We start from the raw sequence: 15397 nt of genomic DNA on the forward strand, positions 1-15397 counted from the left end.
ATCACCATCACCGAATAGAGCCTATATAGCCATTCTACAGAGGTTGGCATACCGGCAACTACGACACTATAGTGTGGAACTGGACAGCTCCATCCGCCCAAAGGCCAATATGAAAGCTAAGAAATCCCGTCGTCCCTACACACAACGTGAGAAGCTCTCTTTTCGACTTGAATGGATGGCTTTAAGAATAATCGGTGGAATCCTGCGCGCAATACCGCTGGACTGGGCTTCCGCGTTCATGGGTAACATGTGGCGTCTCATCGCCCCAATGACCCACAGGCACGCCCGCGCCAAAGCCCATATCATGGCAGCCTACCCTGAAATGACGCTCAATGAAGCCGACCAAACCATCCGGGATATGTGGGAAAACCTTGGCCGGGTCTCTGCGGAAACCGTACTGCTCTCCAAAATCCACAAGGATCCAAGCCGGGTGACCTACGCAAACCCGCAGGCCTTTTCCCCCTCAATTGGCGAGGGTGCGATCCTGGTAACTATGCACTCAGGCAATTGGGAAGTCGTTTCAGACAAGGCCGAAGACCTCGGGCTCCCTCTGGCAGGTGTTTACCAGAAGCTCAAAAATCCATATTCTGAAGAATATTTGGTGGAAAAACGCCGTTTCCTTTATAAGCTAGGCCTGTATTGCAAAGGTCACGACACTGGAACGAGAATTATTTCAATTCTTCGAAAGAAGGGATCGGTCGCATTTGTTGCCGATGTCCGTGACCATCGCGGCGTAAAGATTAATTTCTTCAACCAGCAAGCGGCAGCCACCCATATTCCGGCAGCTTTGGCCCGCACAATGAACAAACGCCTGATTGCAGTCGTCGCACGGCGCAAGAAAGGCGCACGCTTTGAGATCATTGCCAAGGAAATTCCTGTCGCACGCACCAAAGACCGGGTTCAGGACGCAATCATCACAACACAGGCGGTACACGACCAATTCGAGAACTGGATCCGAGAAGAGCCCTCCCAGTGGATGTGGATCATGAAGAAGTGGATTTAACCCACCTCTCAGCAGGACTTAGCCCAAAGAACCGATTTTGCACCGCACCATAATCTGTATACTCGCCTCCTAAATTTCCATTTCGGCTCGGGAGGGAGCTCGCCAGATGAAAACCTATCGTTCCTTTTATAAACCACTGGCTATCGGTGCACCAGAACCATTTGCGGAGCCTCCTGTAGCGCTCGAGCGCATGATCCACTTTGTGCCGCCACACATCGAAAAAATGCGCCTGAAGATCCCGCAGATGATTTCTCAGGTAGACGTCATTCTTGGAAACCTTGAAGATGCAATTCCAGCTGACGAGAAGATAAATGCCCGTGAGGGCTTTATCCAAATGGCAAATGACAACGACTTTGGCTCAACCAAACTCTGGACACGCATCAATTCGCTGGAAAGCCCGTGGGTTCTTGATGATATCAGCGAAATTGTAACCCGCTGCGGCGATAAGCTGGACGTTATCATGCTTCCAAAGGTGAATGGACCATGGGACATTCACTACCTGGATCAGCTGCTCGCACAATTAGAAGCCAAGGCTGGCATTAAAAAGCCAATCCAAATTCACGCAATTTTGGAAACTGCAGAAGGCGTCAACAATGTAGAAGCAATTGCCACTGCCAGTCCACGCATGCATGGCATGAGCCTGGGACCAGCTGATCTGGCGGCATCGCGCGGTATGAAGACAACTCGCGTTGGCGGAGGCCATCCAGACTACCAGGTCCTTGCAGATGCAGATGGTGACGCACCACGCACCCGGTACCAGCAGGACCTTTGGCACTACACCGTCGCAAAGATGGTAGACGCATGTATGGCAGCTGGCATCAAACCATTTTACGGCCCATTTGGCGACTTTAGTGACCCGGCCGCGTGTGAGGCACAGTTCCGCAATTCATTCCTGATGGGGTGTCTGGGAACATGGACCCTCCACCCAAGCCAGATCAAAATAGCAAAATCCGTTTTTTCACCTGAGCCGGATGAAATTAAATTCGCCCGCAGGATTTTAGAAGCAATGCCAGATGGAACAGGCGCTGTAATGCTGGACGGAAAAATGCAGGATGATGCAACCTGGAAACAGGCAAAAGTCATCTGCGACCTTGCAGATCTGGTTATTTCCAAAGATCCAGAACTGGCTGAATCTTACAACTAATCAATCTTGAAGAGTGGAGACATTCACTCTTCAATCTATCGATGTGTAAATCGATGAAATGCCTGCACCTATTCATCCCCAAACGGCATGTTTTGATCGATTTCAGCAGCTCCTTGCCTTTTTGCTACGTTATCAACCTTGACATGGCGCTCACAACATGACCTTTAAGGCGCCCTGACAAGATATAATATCTGCGAGAGTTTGGTGGATTATGGAGACAATGAAAACCGCGAAATTTAGAATTGGACAGGTCGTACGTCACCGCCTGTACCCGTTCCGTGGGATAGTCTTCGACGTGGACCCCACATTCGACAATACAGACGAATGGTGGGAGTCAATTCCCGAAGACGCACGCCCTAACAAAGACCAGCCTTTTTATCACCTTCTTGCTGAAAACGCAGAGAGTGAATACATCGCGTATGTCTCAGAACAAAATCTGGAAACAGACGACAGTGGCGAGCCTGTCAGGCATCCGCAGGTTGAAGAACTATTTGATGAGACAATGGACGGCGACTACGTCGTCAAGGATGTAGAAATCCACTAAGAAAGCACAGCAATCCCAAAAGGAACGCAGCACTCAACGCTCATCATCATCGATTGAACAAGAAAAAACCCGAAGGAAATTTCCTTCGGGTTTTTTTGCTTAAAGCTGAAACCAATTTACTGGTTTGCCTGACGCTGCTGCTCAATCAATTTCTGACGAGCTGCTTCAGCGCGCTTTTGCAGTTCTGACTGCAAGCGCTCTTGCTTTGCCTGCAATTCTTCAGGCTTGATAGCTTCGCCATCATAAATGCGAGTGAAGCCCTTCAAAGTAAGGTCGAATGGACGTGCCTTACCCTGCTGGTTCAACGTGGTGACGATCAGCTTACCGCCTTTTTTCAAGTTACCAATGAAATTTTCATCAATAACCATCTCAGCGATACAAGCATTTGGGAAGCAAATAGTATATTTTGCTTCATCCTGCTTGCCACCATCAACTTGCACACGAAGACCTGGCTGAATCAGCATTCCAGGAGGTACAGCAAGGTGCAGCAATTTACGGCTTTCGCCAGTCACTTCACGCACAACAGCTTGAGCAAGGAACTGACCTGTATCCGTGCGCAATTCTTGTGTAATAAGGCAGAATTCCTTCTTGGATTTTGGATCAGTGTTACACACTTTCACCCAAGCATCCTCTGCCTGTGCGTTCTGTGCAATACTGGCGCCAGCAAAGCCAACGGCGGCCATTGCTGCAATAATCCCACCAGTCAGAACGCCCTTTAAATTAACGGCCATCCCAAATTCCCTCAAAGTTTGATCCGGTATAAAACATGCCACCGGCAATTCCGCAGCAACCAATTTTTTGGCTCAACAGTGTTTTAACTGCTTGTTCGGTGCAAGCATACTCAGAACAGAGCTGAAAAAAAGGCAGCGCATCTGTTAAATGCTACTTATGTACTCTTTAAACACGTCCAAGCCATTTTTCCACCTATAGATTGGGGTGGTTACTGTTCTAATTCACAGTATAACAGGCTGAATCTTCCTCAGAATCGTACTATTGCTAGTTTCTACGGATGCCCCAGGAGAATTTCGAATGAATAGATTCCGATCCTATGTGAATAGAATGATGAATTCTGCGAAGGGTCTAGTTGTCTTTTCCACTATGACAACATTAGCTTTCTCAGCCGCAAATGCGCAAGACACGGTTCCCTGGACCCATGGCATTGCAATGCATGGAAAACCGGAGTTAGCGGCAGGTTATACACACTTGCCCTATGCAAACCCTGATGCTCCCAAAGGTGGCCGACTATCACTTGGGGTTCAAGGTACATTTGATAGCCTCAATTCTTATGCTCTGAAAGGTGCATGGACATCAGCGCGCGGAATGAAAGAACGCCAGATAGGCTCCTACATCCTGGAAAGTCTGCTCTTACGCTCAGACGATGAGGCATTCTCGCTGTATTCCCACCTGGCAGAAGCGGTACGCATGCCAGATGAACGAAACTGGATTGAATTTCGTCTCAACCCGGCAGCAAAGTTCTCCAATGGGGATCAGTTGGGTGTAGAGGATATCATCTTTTCACTAGAAACCATTCGCGACCATGGACGACCGCCTTTCGCCCGTTGGTACAGCAAAATCGTAAAGTTTGAAAAGACCGGTGAACGCATGGTGAAGCTGCACTTTAAAGATGGCAGTGACCGCGAGCTTCCGTTTCTGATCGCTCTAGCTCCAATCTTCAACAGCAGAACCACCAATGCTGAAACCTTTGGCAACACCACGCTAACCCCGCCTGTTGGCACAGGCCCCTACATATTCTCTGAGATAAATCCGGGCCGCCGCACGACCTATACACGCAGGGATGATTACTGGGCCAAAGATCTGCCTCAAAAAATTGGCTTTGACAATTTCGACGAGGTCACTGTAGATTACTTTCGAGATTATAACGCATTGCAGGAAGCTTTCCGCAAAGGCGGCACACAGGCACTGATTTACAGCAATCCCGGTCTTTGGGAAAATGCAGGCAATTTCCCCGCGTTTGAAGAAGGTAAGGTTGTTAAAGACGTCTTTGAACGCAAAACGCCCTCGCCAATGACAGGCATTGCCTTCAATACACGTCGCACGCAATTTGCAGACAAACGCGTGCGCGAAGCGCTTGGAATGCTGCTCGACTTCCAGTGGATCAACAGATCCCTTTTTGGTGGCCTCTATCAGCGCACAGATGGCTACTGGGATAACTCAGTGCTGTCATCCATCGGACGCCCCGCAAGCGAGCTGGAAAAGAAGATCCTCCAGCCATTCCCCAACGCAGTTTCTGATGACGTGCTTGCAGGCACTTGGCGCCCATCGCAGGCAGATGGATCCGGGCGCGACCGGCAGGTACTGCGCGAAGCCTTAGCGCTTTTCAAACAAGCAGGTTACGAGCTGAATCAAAGGAAACTCGTCAACGCCCAAACTGGAGAACAGTTTGCTTTCGAAATTCTTGTTCGGGTGCAAGACGAGGAAAAAGTCGCCCTTGCGCTGCAACGTACCGCAAAGCTCTTGGGTATAGAAATCTCTGTTCGTTTTGTTGATGCAGCACAATTCGAAGCACGTCGGTCCACATTTGACTTTGATGCACTCTTCAACACGTGGAGTGCATCCCTGTCTCCTGGTGGCGAACAGTTTGCCCGCTGGTCTTCAGAGGCAGCAGACACTCCAAATTCCAGAAACATCGTCGGTGCAAAAGAACCAGCAATCGATGCTCTCCTCGATGCACTTGTAGCCGCTCGTAGCCGTGAAGAATTCATAGCCACGGTTCGCGCGTTTGATCGGGTGTTGATTTCTGGGTATTACGCAATCCCGCTCTATCATGCTCCGGCTGAATGGGTCGCCCGCTGGACAACAGTTGAACACCCCGCAAAAACGCCGCTTTACGGCATGCAGTACAACAATTGGTGGGAAGCACCTAAAGAGTAGATAAACACATAAAAAGTAGGCTGTGTTCTTGATGAAGGCAGCCTACTCAACAAAAGTGTCTACATTCTAATATGCCGAATCTCTAATTCCCCTGTCGTGTAGCGGACTTAACTTTAATGATACTGTCAAATACCGATGCCATTGCCGATCACAGCACAACCGGTGTTTGGGGAAATATTACCCTCGATATGCTGTTTAGACGTGCGGCACAAAAACATCCAAACCGCTTGGCATTGGTAGATGCACCCGACAGAGAGAAATGGACGGGCGGCAAACCGCGTCGCCTCACATATGCGCAAGCAGAACAGGAAATCAGCCGGATTGCAGGCTTCCTCGCTGCCGTTGGAATGGAGCCTGACCATATTCTAGGGTTGCAATCGCCAAACACCGTCGACAGTGTCCTGTGCATTTTGGGAGCATTACGTGCTGGTGTCATCATATCCCCCTTCCCGCTACATTGGCGTCATTCCGAAATCCTGCGGGCACTGAGTACAGTGGATGCCAAGGCGCTGATCACGGCAGACCGAATAGAATCTCGTATGCTTGGGGAAGAAGCACGAGATGCAGCAGCTGATTTTTTCTCGCTACGCTTTGTTTTTGGATTGGGGCAAGACATTCCAGATGGCCTGATTGATATGGCCCCAATGCTTGCAGAAGGCGCAGATGCTTTCCCTGAACCCATCATTGAGCGCGAAGGTGCTCCTGCAAACCACATAGCAACGCTCACCTGGACACACTCAGGCACAGAAATCAGTCCGATACCGCGAAGCCATAACCATTGGGTTTCAACAGGCCTCATGCCATTTTTAGAAACGCGCTTGGAACCAGGAGCCCGAATTCTTCTGCCCTATATCCTGTGCGGGATCACTGGCATAGGAGCTGGCCTCGTGCCGTGGCTCCTAAGTGAAGGAACACTTCACCTGCATCATCCACACGCGTTATCCACATTAACGGACCATGCCCGCTCCATTGAAGCAAATTATATTTTAACACCTGGTCCGCTGGCATCTCACCTAGATGGAGCTCTTGAGGGGTGGAATACGAACACCGTAGCCACCTGGTCAGTCACCTCTCCAAAGCCAGCTAACTATCGAGCTAAGGGTGTCGTCACCGACCTGCATGTGCTGGATGAATATGCTCTCGTCGCACACCTACGCGGACACTCAGAAGAACCCGTCCCGCTGATTCCGGGCAACCAATTTGCCCCCAGCACATCGACTCACGGGCCATGCCTTATCAATATTGAGCCCATTGAAATAAATGAGGAAATTTCGGAGGTCTCGTCACAGAAAGAGAGCCGTTTTCATCTCCGCCTTAATGGCGCAATGGTTCCTGATGCAGACTGGCCGTCAGCAGCCCCTCACCTGTCTCTCTTCAGTCAAGGAGACCCAGAACAGGGCCTGATTACACAAATTCCTGTTGGCGTAAATCAAGTTACAGGTGCCATTCATGACTTTGGAACACCTGGCCAAAGAGCTCCCGGGCTTTTGGAATTGGAGCATCTGGATGAAATATACTCTGAATTCTCGGGGGTAAAAGAAGCGGCTGCTTTTCTGGTAGAAGATGAATTAATGGGTGCACGCCTCATGGTGGCGGTGGTACCGTCAGAGGGTCTTCTGGTAGATGTAGAAGCTTTTTACGCCTATCTGGATGCATCAAGAGTTAGCCTTACGATGATGCCGCACCGTATCCTGTCACTGCGCGCTATGCCGATGACAGAGGATGGTAGTGTCGACAGACAAAAATTGACCAGACGCTCCCAGCCCAAATCTGCGGAAGCTGTCGCTTGAGAGGATGAATGGCCGAATATAGCCCGACTTTGGAGACTGAGACACAGGATTCCAGTTGGGGCAAAATTCTACTGATCGCCCCCGTCCATAATCACGTATTTGACATGCTCGAACCACTAACCGTTCTTTCAGAGCGTCTGGTGGCAATACGCTCCGCTAAACAACTTCTGGAAGAGCTTGAAGGGACCAATGTTCTTCCCATTTGCATTCTATTGCCTTGGCAAGAAGACAACCCTCCCGAATTCATTGAACTAACAAAGGCCATCAAGCATTTTAGGAAGGGCCCAGGAGTGGAAGTCCCACTGCTGGTAATCACCAACCAAAGTGCGCCAGTCCCTCTGGACCTTAAACCAAGCGCGACGGTAAGTGATGCCATCCCGCCAGATGTTTTGCTGCCACGCATTGCCGGGCTAAAGCGCCTTGCGAATCGAGCAGAAGAAGCTCGCATGCGTCGCGGTCTATTTGGGCCACTCCCACAATATAAGGCAGAATTCGGTCCCTTAAAATCCACAGGCCTGCTTGTAGCCGGGTTTGGCAAACACTTTGGCCGCGCACAGGCCCTTTTGGATCTTCCAGTGGACATCGTTGGCGCCTTTTCCTCCGAAATGACTGAGGACTACCTGGCTGCGCGTCGCTCCGAAGCCGTTTTAATAGACATGCCCACATGGCAAGCTTGCGAAGAAGTCGAGCGCCTGAGGGCAGACCCACGCTACTTCAACCTGCCGATTTTAGCTCATGCGACTGACGCAGAATCCGCCCATTTGCTCTATTCAGCCGGAGCAACTGATGTGTTGGTTGGTGAGGTAGGCGACAAAGCACTCAAAGGGCACATCATCAGCGCTTTGCGCGCAGGCAGACGACAACGTTTGACCGATGCAATCCTGACCGTTTCAAGCCAATGGCTCGCTCGGCAGGATGATAATGATTATCTCTCCGAAAAAAACTACCATAACTATCTGCAGTTGCTCGAGGAATCCACGAAGCGGCGCGGAGAAACCATCTACGTGCTCAACCTGCTTGAACTCATTGAGCGGTTCACTGGCAGCAACCCTCAAGCCTTTGCACAGCACCAGATTTATTGGAGCGGCACAGTTTTATCCATTGCGATGGCCGTATGCCGAGATGAAGATTTTGTCGCCAATATTAAAGGTCGCGGACCCATTGCGGTCCTACGCAGCAAGAAAGGCATGGAGCAACTCTCCAACCGAGTGCTGGTTATGGTACGCACAACAGGTTTAGGCAACGGGTAACGTCCTCTAACAGTTCCTGCCAACAGCTATATTTCATAGAAACCTGTCAGCTGTTAATGATAGGCTGCACAGCTAAAGCACTACATCTAAATTGAGAGTTCAAATGTCAACCACTGCCCCTATTGTCATTGACGTTATCTCCGACGTCATGTGCCCATGGTGTTTCATCGGCAAACGTCGATTGGAAAAAGCACTTATGCTGCTGCCTCAAAGCACGGTCAAAGTGCAGTGGCACCCCTACCAACTCGACGCGACCCTTCCAAAGGAAGGCAAAGACCGCAAAAAATACTTGGAAGACAAGTTTGGCGGTGAAGAGCGTGCGAAAGAAATATATGCTCAGGTGCGCGCGGCAGGAGCTGCTGAAGAGATCAATTTCCAGTTTGAAGCGATCAAGAAAGCTCCCAACACAATCGACAGTCACCGATTGATCCGATGGGCTCGTTCAGAGAGCATGCAAGATGCGATCGTCGAAGAGCTGTTCAAGCTATACTTCACCGAGGGAGAGGACCTCACAGACAAAAGTGTACTCTTAGACGCTGCTGACCGGGCGGGCCTTAACAGCGAACTCATTTCTGAGTTACTGGACACAAACCAAGACGTTAAGGAAATTGAATCCGACGTGAACCGCGCCCATGAAATAGGTGTGACTGGAGTCCCTTTCTTTATCATTGACGGTCGATTTGCCGTTGCCGGAGCAGAAACCCCAGAAACCCTCGCCGCAACGATCCGCCATGCTGAGGAAACGAAATCTGGTGAATAGCCAGCACCTGTAAAACAGATGATACTGTTTCCAGGCATTCAATAACTCCCATAGGAGGGCTGGAAAGCCATCAACGAGGATAGGCATCAAACGAAAGTTGAGCATAAGGCATAAATACAATTGATTGTCGCATGCTATGGTTATTTCAGCGCTGTATTTTCAGGGACTACTTTCATGACCAAACGCAGGGTTCTTCTTCTCCTATTTTCTGCACCAATCGTGTTTTGGCTGTTTTCCGCTTTGGTCGTACTCGCAGCGGGAGAATTAGGAGGCTGCGTAATTCACGAGGGTTATGCCAACCCCTGTTCTCTTGCAGGATATGATCTGGGTGAATTCCTCTATTCTCTTGGCGTTTTTGCAGCCTGGGGCTTGCTGCTGGTGCCCATTTTGTGGGGCTATATGATTGTAGGATGGGGCATTTACGAAATTGCCGCCTTCACCTACCGCCGCCTCAAAAAATAGCGCGCCAAGCAGACAGAACAAAAGATCCTATAAAAAAAAAGCCGGACCAAACGGACCGGCTTTTTCTAATTTACAGCAGATGCTGAGGTTCTTACCCGCGCAGGATAGAACGACCAGCAAATACGCCCTGAAGGCCTAGTTCTTCTTCAATACGGATAAGCTGGTTATACTTAGCCATACGGTCAGAACGGGACAAAGAACCAGTTTTGATCTGGCCACAGTTGAATGCAACTGCCAGGTCAGCAATGGTGTTGTCTTCGGTTTCACCAGAACGGTGAGACATCACAGAGGTGTAGCCTGCACGGTGTGCCATTTCGACAGCTTCCATGGTCTCGGTAAGAGAACCGATCTGGTTCACTTTCACAAGAATGGAGTTAGCTGTGTCATTCTTGATACCGCGAGCAAGACGCTCAGAGTTGGTTACAAAAAGATCATCACCAACCAGCTGACACTTATTGCCGATTGCCTGGGTTAGAGACTTCCAGCCATCCCAGTCTTCTTCAGCCATACCGTCTTCGATTGAGAACACTGGGTACTTGTTAACCAGGTCTTCAAGGTAGCGCACCATTTCGTCAGAGCCGAGAACTTTGCCCTCGCCCTTCAGGTTGTACTTGCCATCCTTGTAGAACTCGGTAGATGCAGCATCAAATGCAAGCATCACGTCGTCACCAGGTGTGTAACCAGCTTTTTCAATTGCGTTCAGAACGAAACCGATAGCTTCATCAGTAGAACCGATGCCAGGAGCAAAACCACCTTCGTCACCAACGTTGGTGTTATGACCTGCAGCAGAAAGACCCTTTTTCAGAGTATGGAAGATTTCTGAACCCATACGAACAGATTCACGCAGCGAGCTTGCACCCACTGGCATGATCATGAATTCCTGAAAATCGATTGGGTTATCTGCATGCTCACCACCGTTGATGATATTCATCATCGGAACTGGCAGTGTGCGTGCACCGAAACCGCCAACATAGCGGTAAAGCGGCATCGCAGCTGCTTCTGCAGCAGCTTTTGCAACAGCAAGAGAAACGCCCAAAATAGCGTTTGCACCAAGACGACCTTTGTTTTCAGTGCCGTCAAGCTCAATCATTGCACGGTCGACTTTGATCTGATCTTCAGCATCCATTCCGCCGATCGCATCAAAGATTTCGCCGTTAACAGCTTCTACCGCGTCCTCAACACCTTTGCCGAGGTACCGCTCGCCGCCATCGCGGCGCTCAACAGCTTCAAACGCGCCAGTAGAGGCGCCAGACGGAACATCAGCCCGACCGAAAGAACCGTCTTCCAAAAGCACATCAACTTCAACAGTTGGGTTACCCCGGCTGTCAAGGATTTCGCGACCAATAATGTCGATGATAGCAGTCATCTAAGAGTACTCCAATGTACTTGTAGAGTGAGGAACTTGGACACCAAAAGCTTTTATCTGAGGTACTGCCCATAAGGAAGAGAAGACAGCATACCTATCTTCAAATCCTTGGGAATAAACGCGTGTATTTTGTCGCACCCCTACGTAAAAACGCAGTCTTTTGTGTCGCTTAGCTTAAGTTCCGTGAAATATCTAAAGCGCGAACTGTCCATTTTTCGCGATCCGGTCAAACTCCTGCAACCACTGCAAGAGGTCCTTCAACCGGTTAAGCGGGATCATGTTCGGGCCGTCAGATGAAGTTGTATTGTCAGGATCATCATGTGTTTCTACAAACAACCCTGCAATACCAACAGCAACAGCAGCGCGTGCAAGAGTTGCAACGAACTCTCGTTGTCCGCCGGAAGAACCACCAAGACCACCAGGTTGCTGGACAGAGTGCGTGGCATCAAAAACAACAGGTGCGCCCATACCAGCCATAATTGGGAGCGCTCGCATGTCCGACACAAGAGTGTTGTAGCCAAATGTTGCACCGCGCTCACACAGCATTACATTTGAATTACCGCTCTCAACCACTTTGGTCATGACATTCTTCATGTCCCAAGGCGCAAGGAACTGGCCCTTCTTCACATTCAGCGTTCTACCAGTTTGCGCAGCAGCTACAAGAAGGTCAGTTTGACGGCACAGATAAGCTGGAATCTGCAAAATATCGCAAACCTCGGCAACTGGCGCGCAATGGTTTGGCTCATGCACATCGGTAATAACCGGCAACCCATAGGTTTCTTTGATTTCGGCAAATACGTCCAAACCAGCTTTCATGCCCATGCCGCGGCTTGCGGACAAGCTAGTCCGGTTCGCTTTGTCGTAACTCGCCTTAAAAACCAAACCGATATTCAGCTGTTCGGCAATTTCCTTGACAGCCTGCGCCATTTCCAAAGCATGTGCACGGCTCTCCATTTGGCATGGACCGGCAATGAGAGAGAAAGGCTTATCATTGGCAAAGATCGCCTTGCCAACGGTAACTTCTGAGTTTGGTTGAGACACGAATAGATCTCCTTAAAGGCGTGAATATAATTCAAAAGTTGATTAGGCCTTTCCCCTCAAAATTACAAGAGGCAGGAGATCCTGAAGTTCACTTCCATCAATATTTGACATCACCTCGGTGAGGAACGTCCCACCCTGGATTAAAGGTTGATGTTGCAACGCCTTACCCTCAACCACGAGGCTTCAAGATAAAAAACCGGGAACAAACGTTCCCGGTTTTAAGCTCAATCACGGAACTCTTTGTAAGAGCCCCTAAGGCTTATTTTGACCAAGAAAACCATCAGTTAGCAGTCGCTCAACAATCTCATCAGCAAGAGCCTCGGCAGTTTTTGCGGTAGTTTTCAAGTGTATCTCCGGATTTTCAGGGGCTTCATAAGCACTATCTACACCAGTGAAGTTACTAATCTCGCCGCGCCGAGCCTTCGCATACAACCCTTTAGGGTCGCGAGATTCGCAATCAGCAAGGGGAGTATCAACAAAAATCTCATAAAACTCACCAGCATCCATCAGCTCGCGCGCCAACCGACGTTCGGCCTTGAAGGGCGAGATAAACGAAACCAAAGTGATCATACCGGCATCTACAAACAGCTTAGATGTTTCTGCAACGCGGCGGATATTCTCAACGCGGTCAACATCCGTAAAGCCAAGGTCCTTGTTCAAACCATGACGAACATTGTCACCATCAAGGATATAGGTATGGCGCCCTAATCCGTGCAGCTTACGCTCAACAGCATTTGCAACTGTAGACTTCCCAGAGCCAGATAACCCCGTAAACCATAAGACAACAGGTTTTTGATTTTTAAGCGCACTACGTGATGCTTTATCGACATCCAAAGCTTGGAGATGGACATTTGTAGCACGGCGCAAACCAAACCAGATAAGACCAGCAGCAACAGTCTCATTTGTCATGCGGTCAATCAGGATAAAGCTGCCGGTGTCTTTATTGGCCTCATATGGATCAAAGGCGATCCGCTCTGACAGAGCCAAATTACAAAACGCAATTTCGTTGAGCTCAAGTTGCTTGGCAGCATGATGATCAAACGTATTCACATCAATCTTATGCTTGATCTCAGTAACACTTGCCCCAACAGTCCGTGTACCACACTTCAATAGGTATGGTCGTCCAGGTAACATTGCATCTTCTGACATCCAGATCAAATGCGCTGCAAATTGATCACTTACATCAGGGCGCGAATGAACCGGGGCGATGACATCGCCCCGAGAAATGTCGATCTCATCTTTCAGCGTTAACGTGACAGATTGGCCGTCTTTCGCGCTAATTAGGTCACCATCCATTGTAACGATCTTGTCGATATGGCTCGTCTTTCCCGACTGAGCAACGACGATTTCATCACCTACGTTGATCGCACCACCACGAACCGTGCCGCTAAACCCTCGAAAATCCAGATTTGGGCGATTCACCCACTGTACCGGAAAGCGGAACTCCGAACTGTGATGTTTAGATCCAATATCGATTTGCTCCAAATGCTCAAGCAGAGTTGGACCCTTAAACCAGCTTAGTTTCTCGCTACGGTTGGTCACGTTATCGCCAAAACGAGCTGATAGCGGGATCACTTCACAGCTGTCAAAATCAAAGCCAGATGAAAAGGTCTCGAACTCTGCTTTGATCTCTTCAAACCGTGTCTGATCAAAATCAACTAAATCAATCTTATTGATGGCAAGAACAACGTTCCGGACACCCAGTAAAGACGCAATAAAAGCATGCCTACGCGTTTGAGTGAGCAGTCCGTTACGCGCATCAACAAGCAAAATAGCAAGGTCCGCGGTCGAAGCGCCCGTTGCCATATTGCGAGTGTACTGCTCATGCCCAGGCGTATCGGCTACGATGAACTTTCGCTTGTCTGTTGAAAAGAAGCGGTAGGCAACGTCGATCGTAATACCCTGCTCTCGCTCAGCCTCAAGGCCGTCCACCAAAAGCGCCAGATCAATATCATCTGAAACGGTACCATGCTTACGGCTATCTTTTTCTAGAGCTGCAAGTTGGTCTTCGAAGATAAGCTTGGTGTCATAAAGCAAACGGCCAATCAACGTAGACTTACCATCATCAACGCTACCGCATGTTAGAAACCGGAGGAAGCTCTTATTCTCTTGTGAACTAATGTATTGGGAAAGATCAAAGGCTTCCGCAACAGGTGCAATCTCGTTCATTTAAAAATACCCCTCGCGCTTCTTCTTTTCCATTGATCCAGAGCTATCGTGATCAATCAATCGGCCGCTGCGTTCAGAGGTACGCGCCACCAGCATTTCACTAACAATACCTTCTAAAGTATCTGCAGAGGATTCAACGGCACCAGTCAGCGGGTAACAACCAAGCGTTCTAAAGCGGACTTGTTTCTGCTCGACCTTTTCGCCCTCTCTAAGCGGGAAACGATCATCATCCAGCATCAACAACGTACCATCACGCTCCACGACAGGGCGCTCCTTGGAGAAATAGAGCGGAACAATATCAATTCCTTCAGAAAGAATATATTGCCAGATATCTAACTCAGTCCAATTTGAAAGCGGGAAAGCTCTAATAGACTCGCCTTTACCAGTACGCCCGTTGTAAAGAGACCAAAGCTCTGGACGCTGGTTTTTCGGATCCCAGCCATGAGTAGAAGACCGAAATGAAAAAACACGTTCTTTCGCACGCGATTTTTCCTCATCCCTACGTGCACCACCAAACGCTGCGTCAAACCCATACTTTGTAAGAGCATCTTTCAACGCTTCTGTTTTCATCTCATGCGTATAGTTGGAGCTACCATGATCGAAGGGGTTAATGTTATTTTTAACCCCTTCTTCATTTCGGTGAACAATCAGATCAAGCCCATGCTTTTTTACTGTTTGATCACGAAATAAAATCATTTCTTTAAACTTCCAAGTGGTGTCCACATGAAGCAATGGAAATGGAGGCTTTGAAGGGTAAAAAGCTTTCAGAGCTAGATGCAGCATAACAGCGCTGTCTTTACCGATAGAGTAAAGCATTACAGGGTTTTCAAACTCTGCTGCCACCTCACGTATGATGTGAATACTCTCGTTTTCCAGTCCTTTCAAATGTGACTGGCTATGATTATCCATATCGGCCTCAACTATCTATTTGGTATACCCTTTGCATGCATTCTAGCGAACAAGATGCATTTTACCC

General features: G+C 49.1%; 13 protein-coding genes. 8 read left to right on the forward strand and 5 right to left on the reverse strand.

The genetic code is table 11. The features are described 5' to 3' along the window. The first annotated feature begins 109 nt into the window (after nt 1–109). The 3 genes from BMZ51_RS17100 (at nt 110) to hspQ (ending at nt 2691) form a co-directional block, all read left to right on the forward strand. On the forward strand, nt 110–1003 hold the full coding sequence (locus tag BMZ51_RS17100; protein WP_068007756.1) for a lysophospholipid acyltransferase family protein: 894 nt from the start codon (nt 110–112) through the stop codon (nt 1001–1003). Between the two features lie 106 nt (nt 1004–1109). Further along, complete coding sequence (locus tag BMZ51_RS17105; protein WP_068007668.1) at nt 1110–2147, forward strand: HpcH/HpaI aldolase/citrate lyase family protein; 1038 nt, start codon at nt 1110–1112, stop codon at nt 2145–2147. A 220-nt stretch (nt 2148–2367) separates the two neighbouring features. Next, nucleotides 2368–2691 carry a heat shock protein HspQ gene (gene hspQ / locus BMZ51_RS17110; RefSeq protein WP_068007753.1) on the forward strand — a complete coding sequence of 108 codons (324 nt, stop codon included), beginning with the start codon at nt 2368–2370 and terminating at the stop codon, nt 2689–2691. Nucleotides 2692–2807: 116 nt separating this feature from the next. On the opposite strand, the gene BMZ51_RS17115 is transcribed toward hspQ, so the two are convergent. After that, nucleotides 2808–3422, reverse strand: coding sequence for an invasion associated locus B family protein (locus tag BMZ51_RS17115; RefSeq protein ID WP_068007666.1), 615 nt, complete (start codon nt 3420–3422; stop codon nt 2808–2810). A gap of 298 nt (nt 3423–3720) precedes the next feature. On the opposite strand from BMZ51_RS17115, the gene BMZ51_RS17120 reads away from it, so the two are divergent. From BMZ51_RS17120 to BMZ51_RS17140, 5 genes are all read left to right on the forward strand, one after another. Continuing rightward, entirely contained in the window at nt 3721–5583 is a 1863-nt protein-coding gene (locus tag BMZ51_RS17120; protein ID WP_068007663.1) for an extracellular solute-binding protein, read from the forward strand. 116 nt (nt 5584–5699) lie between these two features. Further along, complete coding sequence (locus BMZ51_RS17125) at nt 5700–7373, forward strand: class I adenylate-forming enzyme family protein (RefSeq protein ID WP_068007661.1); 1674 nt, start codon at nt 5700–5702, stop codon at nt 7371–7373. Nucleotides 7374–7381: 8 nt separating this feature from the next. Then, nucleotides 7382–8623 (forward strand): response regulator, encoded by a 1242-nt coding sequence (locus BMZ51_RS17130; RefSeq protein WP_074882173.1) that lies wholly within the window; start codon nt 7382–7384, stop codon nt 8621–8623. Nucleotides 8624–8726: 103 nt separating this feature from the next. Next, a complete protein-coding gene (locus tag BMZ51_RS17135) occupies nt 8727–9383 on the forward strand; it encodes a DsbA family oxidoreductase (RefSeq protein ID WP_068005690.1) in 657 nt (218 codons plus the stop codon). Between the two features lie 174 nt (nt 9384–9557). Beyond that, entirely contained in the window at nt 9558–9845 is a 288-nt protein-coding gene (locus BMZ51_RS17140; protein WP_208979550.1) for a hypothetical protein, read from the forward strand. 91 nt (nt 9846–9936) lie between these two features. Here the strand turns inward: BMZ51_RS17140 and eno are convergent, their stop codons facing one another. From eno to cysD, 4 genes are all read right to left on the reverse strand, one after another. Continuing rightward, nucleotides 9937–11211, reverse strand: coding sequence for a phosphopyruvate hydratase (gene eno / locus BMZ51_RS17145; RefSeq protein WP_068005691.1), 1275 nt, complete (start codon nt 11209–11211; stop codon nt 9937–9939). A gap of 192 nt (nt 11212–11403) precedes the next feature. Further along, nucleotides 11404–12252: a 3-deoxy-8-phosphooctulonate synthase gene (gene kdsA / locus BMZ51_RS17150; protein ID WP_068005693.1), complete on the reverse strand. Its 849-nt coding sequence runs from the start codon at nt 12250–12252 to the stop codon at nt 11404–11406. A 252-nt stretch (nt 12253–12504) separates the two neighbouring features. Next, complete coding sequence (cysN, locus tag BMZ51_RS17155; RefSeq protein ID WP_068005698.1) at nt 12505–14421, reverse strand: sulfate adenylyltransferase subunit CysN; 1917 nt, start codon at nt 14419–14421, stop codon at nt 12505–12507. After that, on the reverse strand, nt 14422–15330 hold the full coding sequence (gene cysD, locus BMZ51_RS17160; RefSeq protein ID WP_068005699.1) for a sulfate adenylyltransferase subunit CysD: 909 nt from the start codon (nt 15328–15330) through the stop codon (nt 14422–14424). It lies immediately after the preceding gene. Nucleotides 15331–15397 lie beyond the last annotated feature (67 nt).

The organism is Pseudovibrio axinellae, assembly GCF_900110875.1.
GTDB classification, from domain to species: domain Bacteria; phylum Pseudomonadota; class Alphaproteobacteria; order Rhizobiales; family Stappiaceae; genus Pseudovibrio; species Pseudovibrio axinellae.

Excerpts from the sequence above, each read along its gene's own strand:
- BMZ51_RS17100 (WP_068007756.1), top strand. The coding sequence starts at position 110 with ATGAAAGCTAAGAAATCCCGTCGTCCCTACACACAACGTGAGAAGCTC.
- BMZ51_RS17105 (WP_068007668.1), top strand. The coding sequence starts at position 1,110 with ATGAAAACCTATCGTTCCTTTTATAAACCACTGGCTATCGGTGCACCA.
- hspQ (WP_068007753.1), top strand. The coding sequence starts at position 2,368 with ATGAAAACCGCGAAATTTAGAATTGGACAGGTCGTACGTCACCGCCTG.
- BMZ51_RS17115 (WP_068007666.1), bottom strand. The coding sequence starts at position 3,422 with ATGGCCGTTAATTTAAAGGGCGTTCTGACTGGTGGGATTATTGCAGCA.
- BMZ51_RS17120 (WP_068007663.1), top strand. The coding sequence starts at position 3,721 with ATGAATAGATTCCGATCCTATGTGAATAGAATGATGAATTCTGCGAAG.
- BMZ51_RS17125 (WP_068007661.1), top strand. The coding sequence starts at position 5,700 with ATGATACTGTCAAATACCGATGCCATTGCCGATCACAGCACAACCGGT.
- BMZ51_RS17130 (WP_074882173.1), top strand. The coding sequence starts at position 7,382 with ATGGCCGAATATAGCCCGACTTTGGAGACTGAGACACAGGATTCCAGT.
- BMZ51_RS17135 (WP_068005690.1), top strand. The coding sequence starts at position 8,727 with ATGTCAACCACTGCCCCTATTGTCATTGACGTTATCTCCGACGTCATG.
- BMZ51_RS17140 (WP_208979550.1), top strand. The coding sequence starts at position 9,558 with ATGACCAAACGCAGGGTTCTTCTTCTCCTATTTTCTGCACCAATCGTG.
- eno (WP_068005691.1), bottom strand. The coding sequence starts at position 11,211 with ATGACTGCTATCATCGACATTATTGGTCGCGAAATCCTTGACAGCCGG.
- cysN (WP_068005698.1), bottom strand. The coding sequence starts at position 14,421 with ATGAACGAGATTGCACCTGTTGCGGAAGCCTTTGATCTTTCCCAATAC.
- cysD (WP_068005699.1), bottom strand. The coding sequence starts at position 15,330 with ATGGATAATCATAGCCAGTCACATTTGAAAGGACTGGAAAACGAGAGT.